The sequence below is a fragment of the Paenibacillus ginsengarvi genome (genome assembly GCF_003626695.1).
Taxonomy (GTDB): Bacteria; Bacillota; Bacilli; order Paenibacillales; family NBRC-103111; genus Paenibacillus_AB; species Paenibacillus_AB ginsengarvi.
In genome coordinates this window covers 76,940-92,149 of sequence record NZ_RBAH01000013.1, presented here as the reverse complement: position 1 = coordinate 92,149, position 15,210 = coordinate 76,940, and the positions used below count along the sequence as shown (strand labels likewise).

Genomic DNA, 15,210 nt, shown 5'->3' with positions numbered 1-15,210 from the left:
AGTAAAAAAGTCAGTACACTGGCTGCTATCCTATTTACCTGCCTACGAATTTTTATCCCCTCCCATGACCATTTCTACGGTTCTGCAATTCCGTATAAAAAAAGACGCACGACCTCATCCGCCAATAGCTCCGGCTCTTTAAACGAGCGTTTTTTTTGTGTCGCAATAAAACGTTCCATCATGCCCACGATACTATCCGCAACGACCCCCATATTCAGGTCCTTACGGAAATAGCCTGCCTGCTGCTCCGAAATCAGGTTCGCACGAATCTGATCGGCCAATTGGTCTTTAATCTCGGCCGCCTGAGGCGCAATCAAAAAACCGATGCTGGCCAGATGGGGTTCTTCGATGAAAAATTGGAAGAACGGCATAAGCCCCTCCGCAATTTTTTGCCGGATGGCAGTTTTCGCAATACCCGGTTCGAGGCGGCTTTTCTCGGTATATTCGCTCAATCGGGTACGAAATAACTGAACCAATTCCTGAAACAGCGCATCTTTATTCTCGAAGTAAAGATAGAAGGTAGGTTGGGTAACCCCCGCCTTCTCGACGATGCTGCTTACCTTCGTCTCGTGATAGCCTCGCAAGGCAAATTCTTCTGTGGCGATGCTTAATAGTACACCGCGACTTTGTTCACCGCTCGCTCCTTTCTTCCTTCCTCTTTGCCCCATCTGTACCCATCTCCCTCCATTCATTTATATTACTATAAAGTATTATATTATTTCACCCGATTTCGTCAAGGATTGCCTTCTTAATTACGAACATGTAGGGGTTAATCTCTTAAAACGATTAAAAAACGGTATCGCCAATGGATACCGTTCCGTTTGTCACAAGTAATCACCTTGTCATAAATGATACAACGTCCTCGATCATTCAAAGTCGGGGAGAGAGTTTCTCCCCCTCCCTCCGATTCTACTGACGAAAGCCCGCTCACTTAATCTTCTGCTGCTCCTCTTCCGAAATGAAGTAAGCATGGATATCGTAGTGCGGCACTTCGAACCCTTCGTGCCCGGTTGCTTGAAATTCAATATCGAGCTGCACTACGGACGGCGACGGAACGCCCTTCATTCCAGCCAAATTAATGTGATCCGTTCCTTTTACAAAATCGTCCTTCGCGATCATATATTCCAGAAAAACCAGCTTCCCGTTGTAGACGCCATATATCGGCCCCGTCGGCAGGTCGCCCGCCTGCGGGTTGGACCAGTGCTCTCCCATGGCCGGAACGACCGGAGTGATCTGAACCGAGCCCTGCGGCAATGCAAGCACGTATACTTCTCCTTGCTCCTGATCCCATCCGATGTTTTGCGCATGAACAGCTCTGGCAAGCTCCTGCACCCACACGGTCGCTTCGCCTTGTTGCCAACGAATATCGGTTATCTTTTGCCCGTTGAACGCCACCGATTGATGATCCTCGCTGACAGTCGCCTCTTGATGAAACAGCCTTGCAAATTGCGCTGCGGACACATAAGCTTTCCCGTCCCAGAGATGATTGGCCGCGGATTGAACCGGAACGCCGTTGACCAGAACCGTCAGTTCATGCGGTTTGGAATGCCCCGCGTGCGCACTTGCAGCGGTTCCCCCCGCCAGCATAATAAACACGAGCATAAGCAGCATTGCGCCTTGCTTTTTCATCGTTTTTTTCTCTCCCATTCGTTATTCATTTTTCCAATTGGTAACCGTTTCTGCTACAAAATCATCGAACGAACGAGGTTCTCGCAGCAGCAATTCCTTCTGGCGCGCGTAATCTTGCTCCGTTCCCAAACAGCCGAATTGTTGGAAGCTTGCATACATGACTTGAAAATCGCGGGCAAGCCATTCCGGCATCGCCGTTACCGCCTGCCGGTACCATGCATCCAGATCGTTGCCGGCGTATCGGACATCTGTGCCCGTGTGTCGGCTGTATGTCTCGGCAATCGTTTCACCGGTTAAAGCTTCCGGGCCGTTAAGCGGGTATTCGCCGCCTTCATATCCTTTGAGCAAAAGCGCGTTAGCCGCGGCATGGGCGATATCCCCAATATCGACGCGGTGGAGACCAACCGTACCAAGCGGTTGAGGGTACACGCCATACTGTAAAATGGCGTCTCGGAACCAGCAATCGTTTTGGTAAAAGTTGTTCGGACGCAAAATCGTGTAAGCTATTCCGGAATGCTTGATCGCATCCTCAACCCCGATTTTGCTTTTGATATGAGGGATGTGCAGCATATGCTCCGCCATCGGTACGGATAAATATACGATTTTGCGGATACCCGCCTTTTGGATGGCGGTAACGGCCGCGATCCCTTGGTTCGTTTCGTTCTGAGCCAAACCGTTCAATAGAAAAACGGCATCCAGTTGATCAAATGCCCCTTCCAGACTACCTGGAGCTTCCAAATCGCCGCGAACCCACTCCACACCCGGATTACTGCCCCGATGCTTCTCCGGATTCCTTGCCAGAACGCGGACGGAAACATTGCGCTCCGATAATTCCCGTACCAGCCGGCTGCCTACCAATCCTGTACCTCCGATTACGCCGACTTTCATAGGCTCATCCCTTCCGCCTTGACTTCCTCCAATGCGGCTTGGAGTCGACCCCAGTTCGCCGCGTCCAGTCGCGACTCTGCCAAGCCGAGCACGCCTGCGTAGGCTTCCTTCGGGGCGTACAGCTTCATTTCGCCGAGCATTTCTACCCTTTCCGCATGGCTGATCGCCGGAATGATGTAGTACATAAATATGGCCATTGTTTGGGGAGGAATGGACGAACGAATTTTTTGCGACAGCACCTTCAGCTCCCCATCCGTCAGGTGCTCCCACAATGCCGTCATTCCGGGGCCTTCTTCGCGTTGAAGGTGAATCAGGTAATCGGCTGTAAATCGATTCAGCGCTTTGCCGACCTGATACCACGCGTTCTGGCGTCCTACGGGGTCTTGCTTTGTATTCTCCAATTGGTCAACCAGTGCGACCAGTTCGCCCAGTTTCAGCTCCAATCCGCTGTGCTCCTCTTCCAGTTGGTGCAACGTGTCGGGAGCGAACTTCTCGTAGGATTCATTCAGATGGGCATCCTCGTCTCTGGAGTGGGACTCCAGAATGACAACGATACGACGAAATTCCTCGGCGAATGCAAGCACCTTTTCGTCATCGGAACAATCGGCCGATCCTGCTTGAAAGCATAAGCCGCTTAATGCCAATCGGATCCCTTTGTGAACTTGGGCGTACAGATCAAAACGATGAAACATGTCAAAGCACTCCTTTAAATTGAGAATGTAAGAATCGGTTTCGTCTACACAAATAAAATTATCAAATTCTCCGTTTGCGTCCTATCGAGTAAACAACGTATTTTCACCGAATCGAATTACGTACTCTTCTCGATCCCGTCTCCGCCAAATATGTAAAAACCGCCAAACCGAGCCGTTCTCCAAATGACGCACGGAATACGTAAATAACCTGATAGCTGAGCGAGCGGATTTCACGTAAAATGACCATAGGAAGCAACTATCGTGAAGGAGTGTTTCATTAGTGAGCGGGATCATCTCCCTATCGGATGCGAGTGCCGAGGACGCCGTTGGCTCAAAGGCGTATACCCTTGCCCTGCTGCTGCAGTCTCATTTTCCTGTTCCCAAGGGCTTCGTTATCGCGGCACAAGCGTTTCAACGCGCTGTTCAACACGATCCGGACCCTGCCCTGCGGATGTTTCCGGAAGCATTGTGCCATGCAATTATGGAAGCGTATCGGACTTTTGTAACCCCTCCTGTTGTTGTCCGTTCCTCCTGTTCCGCGGAAGATTCGAAGTCGGCCTCCTTCGCCGGACAATATGAAACGATTCTTCACGTGACTGAGGATAACCTGCTCGAATCGATCCAGCGCTGCTGGCTCTCCTGCAACCAAGATCACGTCCGTACCTATATGGCGCAAAGATATTCCGCGGGAAGACAAACAGCGGCATTATCCGTTATTGTACAAGAGCTGATCGATGCAGACGGAGCGGGAGTGCTCTTCAGCAAAAACCCGGTCACGGGTAACGAAGACGAGGTCGTCATCAATTCCAGCTTCGGATTGGGCGAAGCGGTTGCGTCAGGTCTTGTCACACCGGACTTTCACATCCTCTCCAAGCGGAGGAAAGAAATTGTCGCCAGAGAGCTTGGAGACAAAACAAGCAAAGTGATTCTCGGCGGGTCAGGGACCAGAGTGGTCGAAACGACTCCCGCGGAACAAACGGACTACAGCTTACGGGACGAACAGCTGCATGAATTGCTGGGCATGGCCATAGCTATCGAAACGTGTTTGGGATATCCCGTTGATATCGAATTTGCCTACAGAAGTGGTCAGCTTTATATTTTGCAAGCAAGGAGAATTTCGACGTAAAGGAGAAGGCCTCATGAACGACCTGTCCGATTTTAAGAAAAGCTTGATACTCAGCGATTACGATAAGCAGCAAGGATATTGGATGCTGGATGATACCCATTTTTCAAAACCGCTGGCGCCCCTGTTTGCCTCCTTGCTGCTGCCGGCCGTAACCATCGGTTCGAAAAGAGCCTTCGACAACATGAAAATGCCTATCGCTCAATTCGTTGTGAAGACCGATCACGGCTATTATTATCAGTTGATGCCTCCCCATCCGGAGCCGTTGGAAGAAAGAATGCCCAAGCATAAGAAAAAAATGGAGGAGCTGTTCCCCCGAATCAAGTCGTACTTGGAGCGTACTGTCGACGACCTTCTACTGCCGTTTTACAACAAATTATCCGAACTTTCAGCAGTTCGTTTATCTCCGAACGAAGCCTTGCATTCTATAAAGGATCTACAGCAATTTTACGAGAAAACGTGGCAAAGCCATTTTGAAATTTCAATACCTCGCACCTATCTGGCCGTCACCTTGGAAGAGCTTTACGGACAAGTGACAGGAAGCGAAAATACGGCGGAGGTCTATGATTATTTACAGGGAATCATGAATATGTCCCTCGAGACTGACCGCGGGTTGTGGCTGTTAGCCAATCAGGCGAAATCCTCTCCATGGCTGCGCTCCGCGCTGGCCACATCTGCGAGTCCGATCGAAACTCTGCAGCATACGGCGGAGGGCAGAGAATTTCTAAATGAACTGCGGGATTTTTTGAATATTTATGGTCACCGCACCGCCGCCACCCACGAATATTCGGAAGAAACTTGGTTCGAGAATCCGTCCTATGCACTATCCCTTATTGCAAATTACATCCAAAAGGATTATGACTTCGACTCCGCTTTCAAAGGGGTCGTCTCGGAACGCGACGCCAAGGTTAAGGAGTTGTTCGATCGTCTTCCCGATAACGAGCTGACAAATCGGTTTAAAATGATGTATGAATGGGCTTTCGACTGCTGGGGAGCGGATGAGGATCATCATTTTTATATCGATGCCATGATCGCCGCCAAATCGCGTTACTTCTTCAAAAATGTTGGGCGAACCTTGGTAGAGCACCAGGTTATCGGCTGCGAAGAAGATATTTTTTATTTGTATCTCGACGATGTATTGGACGCTCTGCAGTTGCCCAAGCCTCTCCATGAAGTCGTCGAGATTAATAAAAGAAAATGCAAAGAAAATAGGAGTAGAAAACCGGAACCCTTCCTCGGCGTTCCTCCCGCTACATTGCATGACCCGGTTATTGAACGTATTTTTGGAAAACCGCATGTACATGACGCCACAAGCGGGCAAGCGAAATCCTTCAAAGGAAGCGCCGCTTCCAGGGGCACCTATACCGGGACCGTTAAGATCATAGGCGGGCAAGAGGACTTCTCGAAGCTAACGAAAGGCGATATTCTCGTCTGTAAAACGATGACGCCGCCCTGGACCGTTTTATTCTCGATCGCCGGCGCCCTCATCACCGATGCCGGCGGAGTTTTGTCCCATGCCAGCATTGTTGCCAGAGAGTATAAACTTCCCGCCGTTGTTGGAACGAAGGTAGCTACATCCTTCCTGCAAGACGGAGACCGGATCACGGTTGACGGAACCAACGGGGTTGTTTACATGGACTAACCGGTTAAGCGGGGCCGCCTCCCCCTATACGCAAAAACCGCTAATCTCCACAACTTCGGGCGATTAGCGGTTGCCATTAGGATGATTCCATCAAATATTTGACCAGAGAGGCTCTGGAGTTAATACCGAGACGCCGATAAATTTTTTCCAGATGTGTGCTGACGGTGCGCGGACTTATAATCAGCGCTTCTGCGATTTCATTGTTGGATAATCCTTCGGCAACGAGGCGGGCTACCTCCATCTCTCGTTTGCTCAATTCCGTTTCCTTTCGGCTTACGCTCGCCGCAGCAGGCTTTGGCAAACGTAATCCGAGTTTTTTCATCAATGCTTGAGTGGCCATAAAATCCTGCTCCGATTCGAAATGCTCGAATAGTTCCATGCACTCCAGCAAGCGTTGCTTCGCTTCGTCCGGATCGGAATCGATAAGCAGACCGACATGGAGGAGCAGGGATCGTCCGTAATCAAGCGGCATTTTTAACAGTTTGAAATCATTGGCCGCCTCGGTGATATAAAGCAGAGAAGCTTTCCTATTCCCGCAAGCGGCTTCCAGCTTGCTGCATAACCGCCTTCCAAGCGCCCAAGCATACAGGTTTTCCGCTTTTTTTCCGACAAGAAGTTCTTCGGCCGTTTTCATCGCTTCGCTCCGATCGCCTGCAGCTAGCTGGATTTCCCCCCATAGCGCCAGGTTAAGCCAAGGAAATGTGACGAAATACGGCCGTATCCGATTCTTAGAAGCATAATAATCCTCCGCCTTTCCAGTACCCAAGGCAATCATCATCTCGATCGGAGCCATCATATCCATAATATGACCATCTTTCACCGGAACGTCAGGGACTGAGCTTCTCATGTCATCAAAGCAGCATTCGGCAGTCACATAGTGTCCCATCCACGCATAAACGCTCGCTTTCGTAATATGAGCGTACATGAGCGGCCTTCCGACGTCGACTCTTCGAGCCTTCGACATGCTCAAATCAACCTTGGTCATCGCCTGCTTCCAGTGACCGCTTAACAGATCAGCTTGAACCTGTATCCAGTAACTGCGGATTTCGTACTCCGCGATCCGTATTCGCTTGGCGGTCTCCAGCGCCTTCTGCGAATACGTTTTGCTTAATTCGTGCTGACCGCAAAAGGTAAAATTGATAGCACTGAGAAAGCAGCCGCGAAATAACGTCTCATCTTCCGCCTCGGACTTGACGAGATCTTCGATCAGACGCTCAACCTTCCCTGGATTGTAATTATCCTTATAAACGCAGGAGGTCCAATAGTCAATTTCCGCCACTTTGGCTTGCACAGCGGCTTGCGGGGTCCCGATCAGACGATGCACAGTTTGAATTTCTTCGTATACGTCGCAATATTCCTTCGGCCGTTTAAGCCGACTTAAAAAAATCAGGCTCCTGTGTAGAAGCTCATAACGCACTTCAAGGGAATCCGGTTGTCTTCGGGCGATGGCCAAGCCGTTCTCCAAATGCTGTACGGACTGCTCGATATGTCCGGACTCCCAATAAATAACCGACAATAAACCGTGCAACCGCGCAATTTCCATCTGGCAATCATTTTTAGCGTATGCGCCTATCGCTTCCAGGCAATACCTCTTGGCCTCGTTCCGCTCACCCAGCATGTTATGGGCCTCTCCTAAACGCTTCAGAAGCCGGGGAACGCGACTGCCGCCCTCAGCATCAGCCTTATGATTTTGAAGGAGCTGATAGGCCAATTTATAATATTTTGCGGCCGATGCGTAAGCGTACACATGAAATGCCCGGTCCGCTTCCTTGAGGAAAACATCCAGAGTGCGCTCAGGGCCGACATCCGGACCAGCTCCATCATATAAATGAGCCAAATATTCCGTATCTTCATACCCGCTCTCTTCCAGCGCTTTGATGAACGACCGATAGGCTCGCCGGCGAAGCATGATCGGAAACTCTTCGATCACAACTTCCCCCACCAGCGCATGATAAATACCGTAGTAGACATCCATTTGTTCGATTTCTTCATACATCAATCCCGAAGCTTTCAGTCTCTGAATGGCGGCCAAAAAAACATCCTCCTCCATTTGGGAGAGACGGTGCAGGATTGGATGAGAAATTGTTCTTTTCGCTATGCTTGCATAGAGAAGGACTTTCTGGTCTTCGGAATGGAACCTTTGAATGCGATCCTTCATCAGTTCCTTCATTCGATAAGGAATCGTATCGATGGAGTGTCCGGTAAAAATCCAGACTCCTCCCTGCTTCGATAATTTTCCTGTTTCGAGCAAAGAATGCAACAATTCATCGATAAACAAAGGCACGCCTTCCGTATGGTTCATCACGATCGGAATCAATCCGTCCGGCAATGGTTCGCCGAGCCTATCCGCAAGCAGACGGATAACGCCTTGTTCGCTCAGACGGGTCAAATGGAATTGTTGAAACCAGTCCTCTTTGCGCAAGGACTGGATCAGCCCTTTTACATGGTCGTTATCGGCCAGTTCAAACGTATCGATCGTAACTGCCAGAATCAACGGGAAACTGCCCATCCCGCGACTCAAATAATGGAGAAAATCAAGGGAAGCAGGATCGGCGAAATGCAGGTCCTCCTGAACGATAAGGAGCGGCTGATCTTCTGCCATCCGTTCCACAAGACAGGCTAGCGATTCAAATAAACGCGTTTTCTCCAAGGCCGGGTCCCCTACCTTGGGCGAATCGGGGAGCTGCAAACGGCGGAACAGCTTTCCCAAGTCCGGGAGATCCTTCGTCCATGCAGCCACCTTCTTAGGATCCGTGCGCCGAAAATGCTGCTGAACCATTTCGATAATCGGTGTGTAAGCCGTATCCTTCGCTACTGAATAGGAACGGCCATGCAGAATCTGGAATCGCTGCTCTTCAGCTATATGCATAATTTCTTGGGAAAGCCGCGTTTTCCCGATACCGGGTTCCCCCATAATGGCAACAATAGCTCCTTTGCCATCGGCAAGATTGGCTATGATGGCGGGAATCTGGTTAATGTGCTTCTCCCTCTCGACCATCTGCGCTTGTTTTAAAGTCATGATTGGAATCCTTCCCTAATGGCGAATAGGTTCCTTCTATTTCCATGTTATTGTATTCTCTAGCAGTCAGCATTTTTCCTATGTGCCGCCGCCACTGTACGAAAACAAAAAAAGCCTCCTCGCCTTAGCCCGGAACCGTTCCATTGAAGAGATTACGTCCTCTTCATAAAAACAGTCAACAGTCGAAGCATCGGAGGCGCGGATGCTTGTAAATCACAATCTAAGATTCATAATCATCAAAATGGAAATCAATGTTTAACTCAGGATTCCATTGAATTACGATCTACTGCCGACTTTAACTTCGAAAAGCTTTGAGGATCCAACCTGCTTTCTGCCAAACGAAGAACCCCTTCGTAGAATTCCCGCGGAGCGAAACGTTTCATGTCGCTGACAATCACGAATCGATCCGCGTGTGTAACGGCAGGCAGCATATAGTAGAGAAGAATCATCATAGCTTGGGGCGGAATGGAAGAACGTATTTTTACAGACAATTCATGGATTTGCTCATCGTCCAGGTTCCCCCACAATGCTTCCATCCCAGGTCCTTCTTCCCGCTGCAGATGAATTAAATATTCGGAGGTAAAGCTATCCAGGCTTCTGCTAAGCATGTACCACAAACGATGACACTCTTCTACCGAAGTTGTCGGGCACTGGATTTTGTCAACAATTTTGTTGATTTCTTTTATTTTTCCGTCCAACATTTCATGCTCCACTTCAAGCTGCTTTGCCGTTTCCGGCGCATACTTCATGTACACTTCGTCCAGATGGAGATCCTCATCGCGGGAATGCGCCTCCAGAATGATCACGATTCGTTTCCATTCTGCTAAGATCGCCTCCAACCTCTGATGATCCGCGATGTCTGCCGACCCCGTTCGGAAACAAATCCCGCCTAAGGCATGTCGGAGGCCCTTATGAACGGGACCATACAGATCGTAGCGTTTATGCGCGTAGATAACTCCTTTATTATTTCCGGCGATATTCATAGTTCGACACTCCATTTGTGATTTACCGTTCTTTGGATAAGATAGCATGGAGCGTGGTCCGGTGTGTATTACACGGAGGTTGTAACAGTGGTATACTTAAGTCGTATAAAGGGGATTTCGTGTCAAGGAGTGAAGAAGTTGCTTAAGAAAATCAATACTTTCGATGAGCGGGAATATCAATTCATCGTTGGCCGCGATCATGAAATCTCCATGTTTTCAGAGTACTTGGATAACGGGATTATACATGGCAAAAACATCTGGAACCTTTACGGTACTGGAGGCGTAGGCAAAACCACTCTTATGCAAGTATTTCGTCTCCTTGCCAGTCAGAAGGATGCCTTATACATATTGCTAGATAGCAGAGACTTTAACCGTACAGGACATGATTTGTTAAAAGCACTGTATCGACAAGTAAAAGGCACCTCTGGTGAGTTTGATCTGGAACCCCTTTTGGAGGCGAGCGTTACTGCCCTGCAAGAGCTTTCTGCATATCAGAAAGTGGTTCTGGCGTTCGACACCTTCGAAGAATTGACAGGATTGGAATCATGGCTTCGGGAACATGTATTGAAATGGCTCCCGGAAGATGTTCTCGTCCTGATTGCCGGTCGGCTTCCCTTAAAAGGATCATGGCTCCTATCTCCTTCGTGGAGAGAAAGAATCCTTCCAATCCCGATTGAGCACTTGAATCGAAAGGACTCATTCGATTATTTACGACGCTGCGGAATCAACTTAGAGGAACAAATGGAACATATGTGGTATCAGTCGAAAGGCCATCCGCTCGCTATTTCGTTAATGGCTGCCACGCAATGGACGAATGGCAAATCGGTTCGCATATTCGGATTGAACTGGTTTTATGATATTGCCGCTTTATGGCTGAAAGAGGTACCTTCCAAAGAAATGCGGAAACTAGTAGAGGTCGCCTCGGTACTACAGCATTTCAATCAGGAGATGCTCGCTTACCTGCTGAATGAGGAAATTGATACCGATCTTTTCGATGCCGTGACTCGCTTGTCCTTTGTTCAACGCTCCGAAAAAGGCTGGAAGATTCATGATTTAATGCGAGAAGCGACATGCCGTCTTTTAAAAGAGCGAACACCCGGCTACTACCAGCATTTAATTGAGCAATGCGCCTTCTATTACGCCAATGCCATCCTCGAAAAATCGCGAAAAGCAAACGTTTCTTGGGAGGTCATGGAATTTCTTTATTTCTTGGAAGATGGTCTTGTGCGAACGGTAAAATATTTGGCTGACAACAAAAAGTATTACTGGGAGCCCCTTACCGATTTCACTGTCTCCGAAGCTCAGGCTTACGTAGAAGCCCGAATGCGTTCAAAAAACAAGGTAGCTTTTAAACATAATGATCCGGAATCGGGTACGGAGGTTCAGTTCGCCTTAACAGCAGAGGAATCAACGTACTTGATTAAAGATGTAGATATTCGTGCTTTTCATGAACTGGATTCCCGATGCGTACATCTCCTGCGTTCAGATGAAGGGGAGATAGTAGGGATCGCTATTATCGTACCTCTCCATGAAGGCACCCTCCTAAGCTTAGAGGAGGATCCCGTCCTCCGTCCCTTTCTTTACAATCTATCTTCTTCCGAGCGCAAAAGGCTGGAAACATTACCGGATAGGCCGGCGGGATGGTTTATGCGCACGTTGGACTTTTGTGATCCCGGTGATCCCTCTTACATTGGGGAAGGGTTTCGATTGGAAAGCTCGTATTTGTGCACCGGGGGGATTTTCATCCTCTCTCCTCCGCCGACTGAAGCGGTTATTCAGGGATTTATCAATTGGGGTTTTGAAATAGTGCCGGGAGTGACGCAGTGCCATTACGATAGTAAAACCCCTGCCCCCTATCTGATCGTTGACACTCGTGAAAACGGACTGGAGCAATATCTTTCCCGCCTACTGCATCAGGCAGGGATGGAATGGCGGCGGCATGAAGGAATACCTTCAGCGGAAAAGCCGCAGGGGCCGCTTTGGAGTTCGTGGAATTTAACACAGCGAGAGCAAGAAGTGGCGGATCTGGTCGTTGAGGGCTGCTCAAACGCAGAAATCGGCAATCGGCTTTTTATAAGTGAAATGACGGTGAAAAAACACCTTTCCTGCATATTGAATAAAGTTGGCGTCAAAAATCGCGGTCAACTGATCGGAACTTTTATGAAGCAAAATTTGAATAAAAATTAAGAAAAACACCGGGAGTATAGCATTTGCTTATTCCCGGTTCAGACTGTCGAGAAAGTCTCGACAGTCATTCTTTTGTTGCGATTATTTTTTCGTTTGATACGTAAGCGACACAGAAGAGAGCCGGTTGTCCTCCGTTGTCATGCTGATCATCACCGTGAGTTTGTTGCCTTCAAGCGTACCGGTTCCAACAAAGGAATCCCCTATCAACGTTTCGTTCGCCATCTGATAACCGGCTGATTTGAAGTACTCCTTGTATATTTTTAACGTTTCATCAAAGCTCTTCTTCACATCGAAGGCTACGGTCATACTATCCTCGTACTTCATGGAAGCGAGCATTTCGGCATCCCGAGGGATCGGAATTTGTTTTGGAAAACCGTCCGGCATTTTATCCGATGCCGAAAGTACCGCTTCAACGGCATGGCTGATTGATGACGCTGTTTGAACAGCCGTTTGCCTGTCAATGCCTGTTTCAGACTTGTCACCCATACATCCAGTAAGGATGAAAAAGCTGGAAATAACCACAATCAGAAGGGCATTTGGACAAGTTGCATTTCGTTTAAACCTGCAGTACATGTTCGACTCTCCTTCAATTAGTTTTTATCGGATGAAACAACAACGTTGCATCGCCTTGATTAAAGTATCATGTATGCAGAACGGGAACTATCGAGTAAATTACGTATTCGTTCCATTGGAACTACGTATATTTTAATTCAAGCCGTAGAATCTTCAGAATGGTGAAAAAGGGCCTCTTCCCAATGGTTGGCGAAGAAACCCTTCTTTTTCATCACAGCACGTATTAGAGTACAAACTTAAACAAAAGGAACCTCGGGCTGTTCTGGCATGGACGGATCTTCGCTCCGTTTGACCGCCACAGCAGCCGATCTCTCAGGCTTCGCTTCCGCCTTGACTGCCACGGCAGCCGATCTCTCAGGCTTCGCTTCCGCTTTGACTGCCACGGCAGCCGATCTCTCAGGCTTCGCTTCCGCTTTGACTGCCACGGCCGATCTCCCGGACTTCGCATCCGAATGGATAGCAGTAAGCGACGTGCCTGTGGAAGCTATCATACTTGCGACCAACATCATAGTAATTACAGGTTTTCTTTTCATGAACAGTACCTCCATGTATTGTATTTGTTTAATCAAAAAACATCACTTCGTGTACGTTTAATAAATTAACATGAACACGAAGAATATCCTATCGAGTAAATTACGTATTTGTTAAGAGCCCGAATGACGTACTCTCCTTTTTCTCACCTATAACTGCCAATACGTATTTTGTTTAAAGAAGCAAGAAAAACGAGCAATTTCAGGAAGTATTCCTGGATTTGCTCGTTTTCAATAATTGTTCAAACTCTTCGTCAATGGATAAGCTGCTTACTTTAGAAACTTCCTCCTCTGCTTCAAGCAGCAGGATTTTATCTTGCCAAGTTCGCACATACTCAATCGCTTCATCGCTTGATGCGGAAATAATTTCTTGCAGCTTCTTTTTGTCGATGGCCGTTCTTCCTCTTAGCATCAAGAGATCCCGATTCGCTTTTGCTTGATTCAATTTTTCTTTTATAGTCGAATAAGAGTTTCTGAAAGGCTCCATCATTTCGTCCATTTTGAGAAGCGAGGCCTTTTTCTTTTCAAGCAGCTGCTTTTTAACATGCTCCTGCTCCAGGAAGCTTCTGGCCTTGATCTCGTTTTGCTGAAGACAAGCTTGCTCAGCATCCTTGCGCAGATAAGCTATCTCTTGTTCATAATTATGGATAGACGTTATGGCAGATAAACGATCGGATTCGGCTTTACTGATTGCAACCGTAAGTTCTCTCAGTCTCTCCGAAGTCATTTCAATGTAGGAATTAAGAAGCCGTTCCGGGTCTTCATTTGGGTTCGGTAATTTGAATAAGCTTTTGATGCGCTCAAAAATCCCCATACTCGCGACTCCCCGCCTATTTCTTAATCTTCGCAGTATTTTCTAGAGTCTGCTTCGCCAAATACTTTTTGAGTAATAAACCGTCCCGGCTCTCCGTTATCGCCGTATTCGTATACAAAAACGTTTCCTTCGGGAATAAGATGGCCTAATACATGAACGGGAGTAACTGCTTTATAGGTCGATGCAAATGGGCAACAATACCAGTATCCATCTTCTTTAATCTGCCCTTTGGCCAAGAGCTCCTCGACGGTTACTTCATATTCGCGTTCTTCCTCGCGAATCCGATACGTCTCCCAGTGCTCGATCAGATCATCCCGAGCCTGCTCCCATTCTCCTGCTTTTTGAATTTCCCGAATCGCTATTAGCGACGTCACTTTCCAAATATCGTCAGAATCCAGCTTGCATGTTTTGTACTTTGCCGCGTAGGAAGCCCTTACGGTTTCGGGAGCCTTTAAACCTTGATTGACAAGCATATAACTGGATAAAGCCATCCAGTATTGTTTTTCCGCGTCCTCGTGAGTCTCGGCTGAAACCCGGCGTCTTTTAGAAAGAGTGCCTATAATCGCATCCCCGGCTTCTTTACGCGTCCTGGCTTCCTCATAAAGAAGAATAACTTCCTTATACAACTCCCCTTTTCTTCGAGCTATCATGATTCCACCCGACACAAGCTGCTCCATGTCGGCAGATGCTCTTCGCAATCCAGAGAGGTGTTCGATCGGACAGGGGCTTGGCCCTTCCAATTGCCCGTCAAGCTTTATCGGCAACTCCAGTTTCGCAGAACCCGGGAAGGCGGCCTCTTGTCGGGCTGCCACTAACAGATCGGGGATAAGCCCGTACCATACATCCGCTTGATCGTGCGTAATGATCGGAACCGCCTTGGACGCGCCTCCGAAGCTGGAGAAGGCGTCCCCCAGAAGGGAATCCGCCATTTTTTGCAAACTTCTTGCCGCCTCCAAAAATGCGAGCGCCCGCGGGCTTTCGCATGCCGCCAGCTCCACGTGAAGCCCATAAACCTGCTCGCCTAAACGTCTGTAGCTTTCAAGATGTTCGATTGGGCAAACTTTTTGTCCGGTAAAGCTGCCTCTTAGCCAATCCAATATCCCCAAAGGTTATGCCTCCATCCATCTTTT

The 15,210-nt window shown here is 48.4% G+C and carries 14 protein-coding genes and 1 pseudogene; 4 read left to right on the top strand and 11 right to left on the bottom strand.

Annotated elements, in window-relative coordinates; genetic code table 11:
* Positions 1 to 74 precede the first annotated feature (74 nt).
* From D7M11_RS18525 to D7M11_RS18510, 4 genes are all read right to left on the bottom strand, one after another.
* On the bottom strand, positions 75 to 668 hold the full coding sequence (locus tag D7M11_RS18525) for a TetR/AcrR family transcriptional regulator (protein ID WP_120748730.1): 594 nt from the start codon (positions 666 to 668) through the stop codon (positions 75 to 77).
* A gap of 259 nt (positions 669 to 927) precedes the next feature.
* Positions 928 to 1,647 (bottom strand): hypothetical protein, encoded by a 720-nt coding sequence (locus D7M11_RS37135; protein WP_205127071.1) that lies wholly within the window; start codon positions 1,645 to 1,647, stop codon positions 928 to 930.
* 3 nt (positions 1,648 to 1,650) lie between these two features.
* Complete coding sequence (locus tag D7M11_RS18515; protein WP_120748729.1) at positions 1,651 to 2,517, bottom strand: SDR family oxidoreductase; 867 nt, start codon at positions 2,515 to 2,517, stop codon at positions 1,651 to 1,653.
* Positions 2,514 to 3,209 (bottom strand): hemerythrin domain-containing protein, encoded by a 696-nt coding sequence (locus D7M11_RS18510; protein WP_120748728.1) that lies wholly within the window; start codon positions 3,207 to 3,209, stop codon positions 2,514 to 2,516. Before D7M11_RS18510 ends, D7M11_RS18515 begins: the two co-directional genes overlap by 4 nt.
* Positions 3,210 to 3,489: 280 nt before the next feature.
* Between D7M11_RS18510 and D7M11_RS18505 the strand changes: the two genes are divergently transcribed.
* Positions 3,490 to 4,335 carry a PEP/pyruvate-binding domain-containing protein gene (locus D7M11_RS18505; RefSeq protein WP_120748727.1) on the top strand — a complete coding sequence of 282 codons (846 nt, stop codon included), beginning with the start codon at positions 3,490 to 3,492 and terminating at the stop codon, positions 4,333 to 4,335.
* A gap of 13 nt (positions 4,336 to 4,348) precedes the next feature.
* Positions 4,349 to 5,974, top strand: coding sequence for a PEP-utilizing enzyme (locus D7M11_RS18500; protein ID WP_120748726.1), 1,626 nt, complete (start codon positions 4,349 to 4,351; stop codon positions 5,972 to 5,974).
* A 76-nt stretch (positions 5,975 to 6,050) separates the two neighbouring features.
* On the opposite strand, the gene D7M11_RS18495 is transcribed toward D7M11_RS18500, so the two are convergent.
* Positions 6,051 to 8,252, bottom strand: a complete 2,202-nt coding sequence (locus D7M11_RS18495; protein WP_240041191.1) for a helix-turn-helix domain-containing protein — start codon at positions 8,250 to 8,252, stop codon at positions 6,051 to 6,053.
* Here D7M11_RS18495 and D7M11_RS37445 point away from each other — a divergent pair.
* Positions 8,229 to 8,597 carry a hypothetical protein gene (locus D7M11_RS37445; protein ID WP_240041190.1) on the top strand — a complete coding sequence of 123 codons (369 nt, stop codon included), beginning with the start codon at positions 8,229 to 8,231 and terminating at the stop codon, positions 8,595 to 8,597. The two genes, D7M11_RS18495 and D7M11_RS37445, sit on opposite strands and share 24 nt — an antisense overlap.
* Here the strand turns inward: D7M11_RS37445 and D7M11_RS38110 are convergent.
* Positions 8,535 to 8,972, bottom strand: a pseudogene (locus D7M11_RS38110) (AAA family ATPase); the annotation flags it as partial. The gene D7M11_RS37445 and the pseudogene D7M11_RS38110 sit on opposite strands and share 63 nt — an antisense overlap.
* A gap of 281 nt (positions 8,973 to 9,253) precedes the next feature.
* Positions 9,254 to 9,976, bottom strand: a complete 723-nt coding sequence (locus tag D7M11_RS18490) for a hemerythrin domain-containing protein (protein WP_158606698.1) — start codon at positions 9,974 to 9,976, stop codon at positions 9,254 to 9,256.
* A gap of 138 nt (positions 9,977 to 10,114) precedes the next feature.
* Between D7M11_RS18490 and D7M11_RS18485 the strand changes: the two genes are divergently transcribed.
* Positions 10,115 to 12,163, top strand: coding sequence for a LuxR family transcriptional regulator (locus D7M11_RS18485; protein WP_147433456.1), 2,049 nt, complete (start codon positions 10,115 to 10,117; stop codon positions 12,161 to 12,163).
* A gap of 81 nt (positions 12,164 to 12,244) precedes the next feature.
* Here the strand turns inward: D7M11_RS18485 and D7M11_RS18480 are convergent, their stop codons facing one another.
* The 4 genes from D7M11_RS18480 to D7M11_RS18465 form a co-directional block, all read right to left on the bottom strand.
* Positions 12,245 to 12,736 (bottom strand): hypothetical protein, encoded by a 492-nt coding sequence (locus tag D7M11_RS18480; RefSeq protein ID WP_120748722.1) that lies wholly within the window; start codon positions 12,734 to 12,736, stop codon positions 12,245 to 12,247.
* Positions 12,737 to 12,972: 236 nt separating this feature from the next.
* Positions 12,973 to 13,269 carry a hypothetical protein gene (locus tag D7M11_RS18475; protein ID WP_120748721.1) on the bottom strand — a complete coding sequence of 99 codons (297 nt, stop codon included), beginning with the start codon at positions 13,267 to 13,269 and terminating at the stop codon, positions 12,973 to 12,975.
* 199 nt (positions 13,270 to 13,468) lie between these two features.
* A complete protein-coding gene (locus D7M11_RS18470) occupies positions 13,469 to 14,080 on the bottom strand; it encodes a PspA/IM30 family protein (RefSeq protein ID WP_120748720.1) in 612 nt (203 codons plus the stop codon).
* A 23-nt stretch (positions 14,081 to 14,103) separates the two neighbouring features.
* Complete coding sequence (locus D7M11_RS18465) at positions 14,104 to 15,186, bottom strand: hypothetical protein (protein WP_120748719.1); 1,083 nt, start codon at positions 15,184 to 15,186, stop codon at positions 14,104 to 14,106.
* Positions 15,187 to 15,210 lie beyond the last annotated feature (24 nt).

Bases quoted from the DNA above. Each gene is read 5' to 3' on its own strand.
- D7M11_RS18525 (WP_120748730.1), bottom strand. From the start codon at position 668: ATGGGGCAAAGAGGAAGGAAGAAAGGAGCGAGCGGTGAACAAAGTCGC.
- D7M11_RS37135 (WP_205127071.1), bottom strand. From the start codon at position 1,647: ATGGGAGAGAAAAAAACGATGAAAAAGCAAGGCGCAATGCTGCTTATG.
- D7M11_RS18515 (WP_120748729.1), bottom strand. From the start codon at position 2,517: ATGAAAGTCGGCGTAATCGGAGGTACAGGATTGGTAGGCAGCCGGCTG.
- D7M11_RS18510 (WP_120748728.1), bottom strand. From the start codon at position 3,209: ATGTTTCATCGTTTTGATCTGTACGCCCAAGTTCACAAAGGGATCCGA.
- D7M11_RS18500 (WP_120748726.1), top strand. From the start codon at position 4,349: ATGAACGACCTGTCCGATTTTAAGAAAAGCTTGATACTCAGCGATTAC.
- D7M11_RS37445 (WP_240041190.1), top strand. From the start codon at position 8,229: ATGCAACAATTCATCGATAAACAAAGGCACGCCTTCCGTATGGTTCAT.
- D7M11_RS18490 (WP_158606698.1), bottom strand. From the start codon at position 9,976: ATGAATATCGCCGGAAATAATAAAGGAGTTATCTACGCGCATAAACGC.
- D7M11_RS18480 (WP_120748722.1), bottom strand. From the start codon at position 12,736: ATGTACTGCAGGTTTAAACGAAATGCAACTTGTCCAAATGCCCTTCTG.
- D7M11_RS18475 (WP_120748721.1), bottom strand. From the start codon at position 13,269: ATGAAAAGAAAACCTGTAATTACTATGATGTTGGTCGCAAGTATGATA.
- D7M11_RS18470 (WP_120748720.1), bottom strand. From the start codon at position 14,080: ATGGGGATTTTTGAGCGCATCAAAAGCTTATTCAAATTACCGAACCCA.